Genomic DNA, 6,499 nt, shown 5'->3' on the forward strand with positions numbered 1-6,499 from the left:
CACCGGGCTCAGCTGCGGCCGCCGCAGCTCGAAGCCGCCGGCGGCCGACCTGAGCCCCGCGCGCAGGCCGTCGAGCACCTCGCGGGCGCGGAACAGGCCCCCGCTGCAGGAGACGGGGACGCTCGCGCCGCCCGCTCCCCAGCCGTCGGCGCCCTCCTCGGGACGGCCGAGGCGGGCGGCGGTCGTGGTGACGAGCAGCACGAGCTCGTCGGCGGCGGCCTCGAGGACCGAGGCGGCCGACCGGTCACCCGCACGGGCGGCGCGGACGACGACCGGGGCGAGCGAGGCCACCCGGCCCCGCTCGGCGCCCCACCGGTTGAGCACGACGTCCACGAGGTCGAGCGGGGCGTCGAGCCCCAGGTGCTCGACGAGGACGTCGAGCATCGGGCCGGGCCCCGCACGGCCGTCGGCCTGGCGGCTGGCCAGCTGCAGGCCCCGCACGGCGACCCAGTGGGCGGAGCCCTCGTCGCCGAAGGCCTCGCCCCAGCCGCCCACCCGCACGCCGACGCCGTCGCGCTCGCCGTAGGTCATCGACCCGGTGCCGGCGACCACGTTGATGCCGTCGGCGCCGCCGAGGGACCCGGCCCACCCCGCGACCATGTCGTTGTCGCAGTCGTAGCGGTCGTGGCCGAGCACGGCGGCGGGCGCGGCGTCCAGCGCGGGCACGTCCGCGGAGACCTCCCCGTAGGCGGGGAGCCCGAAGAAGGCCCGCGTGACGTCCTGCGCCCGGACACCGGCCGCCGCGCAGACGGCGCCGACCCCCTCGGCCAGCACCTCGCCGACGAGGTCGACGCCCGTGCCGAGGTAGTACGAGCTGCGGGCCTCGTGCCGGGCCAGCAGCCGGCCGTCCTCGCCGACGAGCGCGAACGCGGTCTTCGTCCCGCCGCCGTCGACGCCGAGGTAGCAGCGCATCAGCGCACCGCGTCCGTCCGGTCCCGCCCCGGGTCGACCCGGTCGTCCGGCAGGTCGTCGCGCCGGTCGGTCGCACTGCCGGGCAGCGGGTGGACGGTCACGCCCTGGACGACGCGGTTGACCTGCCCGGCGGGGAAGGGGTCGTCGGGCTCCCGGCCGAGGGCGAGGGAGACGTGCAGGCCGACGAGCTGGGCGAGGGTCACGGCGACGACGGCGACCAGCGGGTCCGGCAGGTCGTCGACGCCCGCGATCGACGCCACGGGCCCCTCCCCCAGCCGGGCCGAGGGGCGCGCCAGGACGGCCGTGACGGCGTCGGCGCCGAGGGCCGCCCGCAGCTCGACGACGATGTCCTCGTCGTACGCGCGCGTGCCGGGGTCGTTCGAGACGTACACGACGGCGGTCGTCGAGCCGTCCAGGACCGCCTTCGGCCCGTGCCGGAAGCCGAGCGCCGTGTCCGCCGTGGTGGTCACCGCGCCGGCGGTCAGCTCCAGCAGCTTGAGCGCCGACTCCCGGGCCAGCCCGGCGAGGGACCCCGACCCGAGGTAGACCCACCGGCGCCGCCCGGCCGCCGCCAGCCCCGCGGCCCGGGCGTCGAGGCGCGGCAGGGCGTCCTCGCCGGCCGCCGCGAGCCGCCCGCACACCTGCACCGGGTCGGAGGCGCCGGGGTCCGCCGCGCCGGTGAGGACGAGCCAGGTGGCGAGCACCATGCAGGTGAAGCTCGAGGTCATGGCGAACCCCGCGTCGTCGGAGCCCTCCGGCATGAGGAGCACGAGGGAGTCCTCCCGCCGACCGTGCTGCTCGGCCAGCGCGCCGTCGGGGTTGCACGTGACGACGAGGTGGTGGAGGTCGTCGACCAGCTCGTCGGCCAGCGCGGTCGTGGCCAGCGACTCCGGCGAGTCGCCCGAGCGGGCGAAGGAGACGAGCAGGGTGGGCCGCTGCGGCGTGAAGGCCTCGCGGGGAGCGGCGACCGCGTCCGTCGTCGCGACCGCGTCCACGTCGAGGCCGAGCCGGCGGCGCAGCGCCGGCGCCAGCACCTGACCCGCGAAGGCGGAGGTGCCGGCCCCGGCGAGGACGACGCGCAGGTCGGGACGCTCGAGCAGGGGAGCCAGGAAGGCGGTCGTCCGCGCCCCGTCCCGGGCGACGTCCGTGCCGACCTGGCGCCAGAGGCGCGGCTGCTGGCCGATCTCCCGCGCCGTCGTGGCGGCGTGCCGCCGCCGCAGCTCGTCCTCGCCCAGCCCGAGCACCGGCCCGGTGGTGGGGTGGTGGGTCTCGTCGACGGTCACGCGGGCCTCCGGGGCGGGGGGGTGCGGCGGGCGAGGAGAAGACCGGCAGCAGACCGGTCGCCCGCCTACGACCGGCGACGCGGGGCCACGTCGGTCCGTCGCTGCCCGCGGCAGACCATAGATCTGGCCGATGACCCCCGGCAACCGACCTAGGACCAGCACCAGACCAGACGGGCCGGCCGGCGGGCGGTGGTGGCCCCTCAGGCGCTCGTGATGGACGCCGTGAAGCGGTACCGGTCGCCGCGGTAGGCCGCCGTCGTGAGCTCCACCGGCCGACCCGTCTCGTCGAAGCTCAGCTGCCGGGCGACGAGCAGGGGCACGTGGCCGTCGATCTCCAGGAGCGTCGCCTCGCGCGCCGTGGCGGCTCTCGCCTCCACGGCGTAGTCCGCCACCCGGGGGTGCACCGGGGGCCGGGCGGCACGGAGCGTGGCGTAGAGGCCGGCCGTCGAGAAGTCGACGTCGACGAGCCCCGGGTGCAGGGCCGCCGGGACGAGGTTGTGCTCGTCCACGACCACGAGGCCGTCGAGGAACCGCAGCCGGCGCAGCTCGAAGAGGGCGGAACCGGGGGCCAGACGCAGGGCTGCGCCCTCGTCGACGGTCGCCGCCCGCACCCGTTGCTCGAGCACGCGCGCCCGCGCGACGAGCCCCTGGGACGCCGCCTGGTCGGCGAACCCCTGCACGTCCGCGTGGCCGCGGACCCGGACGCGGCTCGGCTCCGACGCACCGGGGCGCGAGCCGACCGGGACCTGCCCGCGGTCGACCGACCGGGGCGGCGCCACGACGTACCAGCCCCGCGACGGGGTGGCGGCGACCACGCGCCGCTCGGCGAGGAGCGACAGCGCGGCGCGGGCCGTGACCCGCGAGACCCCGTACCGCTGCGCGAGGACACGCTCGCCGGGGAGCCGGTCGCCCTCCCGCGCCCCGGCGGCCGCCAGGTCGGCGGCGACGCGACCTGCGGTGCGCCGCGACAGGGGCTGGGCGTCGCGCAGGAGCTCACCGGCGACCTCCGGACCGCCGGCCCGGGACGGCGTCTCGGCAGCCATGGCCCGACGCTACCGACCCCCCGGTCGGCGGCACCGTCTCCGCCCTTCCCTCGACCTCCCTCCGACGCAGCCCGGCGACGCAGCCCAAGAACCAGGACGGCTGCACGCCGCAGGACGGGTCGGGTCGGGGCCCCCGTCGCCCCGCGTCGGGCCGGCGTCAGCGCGTCGTGACGGCGCGCACGAACCCGGCGGCCCGGGTGCGCAGGGCGTCGACCCGCTCGGCCCGGGCGCGTGCGACGTCGAAGCCCTCGTAGGGCAGCGGGGGGTCGGTGCGCACGTTGGCCGAGCACTGGAAGTCCTCGCACACGAGCGTGCCGACGGTGCCGCCGGCGCGCCCGGCCGGTCCGGCGAGGCGGGCGCCGACCATGACGACGGGGTTCGGCAGCCGGACGTCGGCGCACCAGGCGCACTGGGTGCGGCTGCGGGGGGACGCCTCCGCCTGCCGGAGCAGGACGCCCACGGGCGCGCCGCCCCCGCCGTCCGTGGGGACGACGACGTAGGACCGGCGCCCGAGCTTCGCGTCGCGCCAGCCGAGCAGGTCGAGGGCGTCCCAGTCGAGCGCGTCGAGGTCGGGCAGCCAGGCGTCGGAGCGCTCCTTCTTCGAGGCGTTGACGAAGCAGGCGCGCAGGGTCGCAGGGGTGAGGGGGAGCACGGCGGTCGTCCTTCGGGAGGGCACGGCGGCGGGCAGCCGCCCGTGCGGGAGGGTCGTCGGGAGGGTCGTGCGGCGGCGCGCGCGAGGTCTGCGGTCCCTCCGGAAGGACCGCACGTCGACCTCGGGGCGCCGCTGCCGGTCTGCGTCCCGCACGGGACGCACCGGGAGCGGCCGCTACCTCCTGCCGGCGGACGCGCCGCCGACCACCTCCGCCCGCGTCCGGGGCACGGCCCGGGACGCGCTCGACCTGCTGCTCACGCCCCGCACCGTAGACCCGGCGCGGCGGCACGGGGAGGGTCCCCCGCAGGTCGTGACGGCGTGGGTGCTGGGTGGACGTCGAGCAGGACGGCGCAGCAGCGCCACGACCTGCTCGCCCGCTCCGCCGCAGCCACCGGCGACGAGGAGGACGACCAGGTCCCGACCTGCCGCGTGGGGGCCGGCAGCACTGCTGGGTCGTGCTGGACGGCCTCGAGCCCGTGCCCGGGGTCGTGGCCGCCCGGGACCGCACCGGGGCCGGCGTCTGGCAGGCCCGCGTGGTCTACGTCATGGACGTGGCCGGGACCGTGATGAGCGGGTGGCTGCCCGCCTCCTGCCTGCGCCCGTACCCCGGCGGTGGCCCACCGGCCCCGTCGATGTCGTCCGGGGCAGCGACTCGTCAGAGCCGAGCTACCGGGTAAGGACCGTCTGCTGTCCTCGGGCGACAAGGGCCTGCTGAGGCGCCGGCGACGCCGGATCGGAGGCCGAGAAGCCGTGCCGAGAACCTACGGCCGGGAACTGCAGACCCTGGATGTCTGCTGGCCCCCTCGGCAGACTGGGCGGGCCGTCGTCGAGGTCAGGGGTGTCCGGTGTACGAGTCGATGTGGACGCAGCGGTTCCCGGAGGAGTTCGGCCGGCTCGACGACGAGGGCCGCTTCGGGCTCACGCAGTCGCTGGCGACGGCTCACCTCGAGGGCTGGGAGCCGTCGCGGCAGGACGTCGCGGACCTGGTGGACCTGCGCCTGGGCGTGATCGACGACGAGGAGTACCAGCGTCGCTCCGCGCTGAGCGCGTCGGCGTCGCGCGCGGCGGGCTGATGCCCCCGGGGGACTGGGCGTCCTACCTCTACCCCGACACCGAGGTCCTGCGGAACCGCTTCGGGCTGCGTGACCCGGTCGAGCTCGCCCAGCGCGAGTACCGCGAGACGACCCGGCGCCAGGAGCAGCTCTCGCTCGGGACCGCCCGGGTCGAGGTGACCTTCGACGCCGACCACCTGCGGGGCCTACACCGGCACCTGTTCCAGGACGTCTTCGACTGGGCCGGGCAGTTCCGCACCGTCGACATCGCCAAGGACGCCCGCGGCTTCGCCCCCACCCGGTTGATCGACAACTACCTGGCCGAGACCTGGGCCGCGGTGGCGGCCGTCGACTGGCGGGGCGTGGACCGGGCCGGCTTCGGCCGGGGGATGGCGGCGGTCTATGCGCCGCTGAACCAGGCGCACCCCTTCCGGGAGGGCAACGGCCGCACCGGGCGGGCCTTCCTCGACGCCGTCGCCGAGGCGTCGTCGTTCCGGTTGGACCACTCCCGGGTCGAGCCGGCCGCGTGGAACCAGCGGTCGGCCTTCTCCGGTCCCGACCTCGGCTACCTCGCCGTGCACCCCGACTGGCTCGTGCCGGTCTTCGAGCAGATGACCATCGAGCGCCCGCCGACGGCGGGTCCCGGGCCGGGGGAGCGGGCGAGCACGGACGCGCTCGAGGCGCTGCGGGTCGCCCGGCTCGGCAGCGCCGGCCCGGCCCGGGCCGCGGCCCACGGGCCCCGGCAGCCGCCGGACTCGCAGTCCTACCGGCGCAGGCACCAGTCGGACACGTCCCGGGGACAGGGGTACGAGCGGTGAGCGTGGTCGGCTACGCCCGGGTCTCCACCATCGAGCAGGACCCCGCCCTGCAGCACGACGCTCTTGCGGTCGCCGGCGCCGTGCGGGTCTTCACCGACTACGCCTCCGGGGCCACCACCGCCCGCCCCCAGCTGACCGCGGCGCTGGACGACCTGCGCCCCGGCGACGTCCTGGCCGTGTGGCGGATCGACCGCCTCGGCCGCTCGGTCACCGACCTCGTCGCCCTCGTCGGCGACCTCGCCGCCCGCGACGTGCAGTTCCGGTCCCTGACCGAGGCCATCGACACCACCACCCCCGGCGGAGAGCTCGTCTTCCACATCTTCGCCGCCCTCGCCCAGATGGAGCGCCGGCTGATCTCCGAGCGGACCCGCGCCGGCCTGGCCGCCGCCAGGGCCCGCGGCCGCAAGGACGGACGCCCCACCGTCATGACCCCCGACAAGCTCGCCGCCGCCCGGTCCCTACGCGCGTCCACCGACCCGTCCCTGGCCCAGATCGCCGCCCAGCTCGGCGTCGGCCGCTCCACCCTCGTCAGCCACCTCGCCGCCTCCCGACAGAGCGACGACGAGCAGGCGCCCGCACCTCCCGCTGCCCCGTACGACGCCCCTGTCCGGGACTGACCATCCGGACAGGTCAACTGGGACGCCGGCGTCGAGGCATCAGCTCAGCGCGCTTCTGACGTGCGCGTTCCCCGGTTGTGGGTCGTCAAGCGGGATGACGAGTCGGCTGCTCGTTAGCCTCG

7 protein-coding genes are annotated in these 6,499 nt (G+C 77.0%); 3 read left to right on the forward strand and 4 right to left on the reverse strand.

The genetic code is table 11. From position 1 onward, the window contains the following. From WDZ17_RS11945 to WDZ17_RS11960, 4 genes are all read right to left on the reverse strand, one after another. Nucleotides 1-912, reverse strand: a 912-nt coding sequence (locus tag WDZ17_RS11945; protein WP_339575385.1) for an N-acetylglucosamine kinase, incomplete at its 3' end; no start/stop codon positions are given. After that, nucleotides 912-2,156, reverse strand: coding sequence for an SIS domain-containing protein (locus WDZ17_RS11950; RefSeq protein ID WP_422631974.1), 1,245 nt, complete (start codon nt 2,154-2,156; stop codon nt 912-914). The genes WDZ17_RS11950 and WDZ17_RS11945, both read right to left, overlap by 1 nt. A 239-nt stretch (nt 2,157-2,395) precedes the next feature. Then, the gene (locus WDZ17_RS11955; RefSeq protein ID WP_339575387.1) at nt 2,396-3,238 is read right to left on the reverse strand and encodes a GntR family transcriptional regulator; all 843 of its coding nucleotides are present in this window, start codon (nt 3,236-3,238) and stop codon (nt 2,396-2,398) included. A 157-nt stretch (nt 3,239-3,395) separates the two neighbouring features. Then, nucleotides 3,396-3,890: an FBP domain-containing protein gene (locus WDZ17_RS11960; protein ID WP_339575388.1), complete on the reverse strand. Its 495-nt coding sequence runs from the start codon at nt 3,888-3,890 to the stop codon at nt 3,396-3,398. A gap of 845 nt (nt 3,891-4,735) precedes the next feature. On the opposite strand from WDZ17_RS11960, the gene WDZ17_RS11965 reads away from it, so the two are divergent. Genes WDZ17_RS11965 through WDZ17_RS11975 form a run of 3 tightly spaced genes read left to right on the forward strand, consistent with a single transcriptional unit; the run spans nt 4,736 to nt 6,377 of the window. After that, entirely contained in the window at nt 4,736-4,963 is a 228-nt protein-coding gene (locus tag WDZ17_RS11965; RefSeq protein WP_339575389.1) for an antitoxin VbhA family protein, read from the forward strand. Then, nucleotides 4,963-5,760 (forward strand): Fic/DOC family protein, encoded by a 798-nt coding sequence (locus tag WDZ17_RS11970; protein WP_339575390.1) that lies wholly within the window; start codon nt 4,963-4,965, stop codon nt 5,758-5,760. Before WDZ17_RS11965 ends, WDZ17_RS11970 begins: the two co-directional genes overlap by 1 nt. Continuing rightward, complete coding sequence (locus tag WDZ17_RS11975) at nt 5,757-6,377, forward strand: recombinase family protein (protein WP_339575391.1); 621 nt, start codon at nt 5,757-5,759, stop codon at nt 6,375-6,377. Before WDZ17_RS11970 ends, WDZ17_RS11975 begins: the two co-directional genes overlap by 4 nt. The last annotated feature ends 122 nt before the right edge of the window (nt 6,378-6,499 follow it).

Origin of the sequence: Pseudokineococcus basanitobsidens (assembly GCF_037482545.1) — a bacterium.
GTDB classification, from domain to species: Bacteria; Actinomycetota; Actinomycetes; order Actinomycetales; family Quadrisphaeraceae; genus Pseudokineococcus; species Pseudokineococcus basanitobsidens.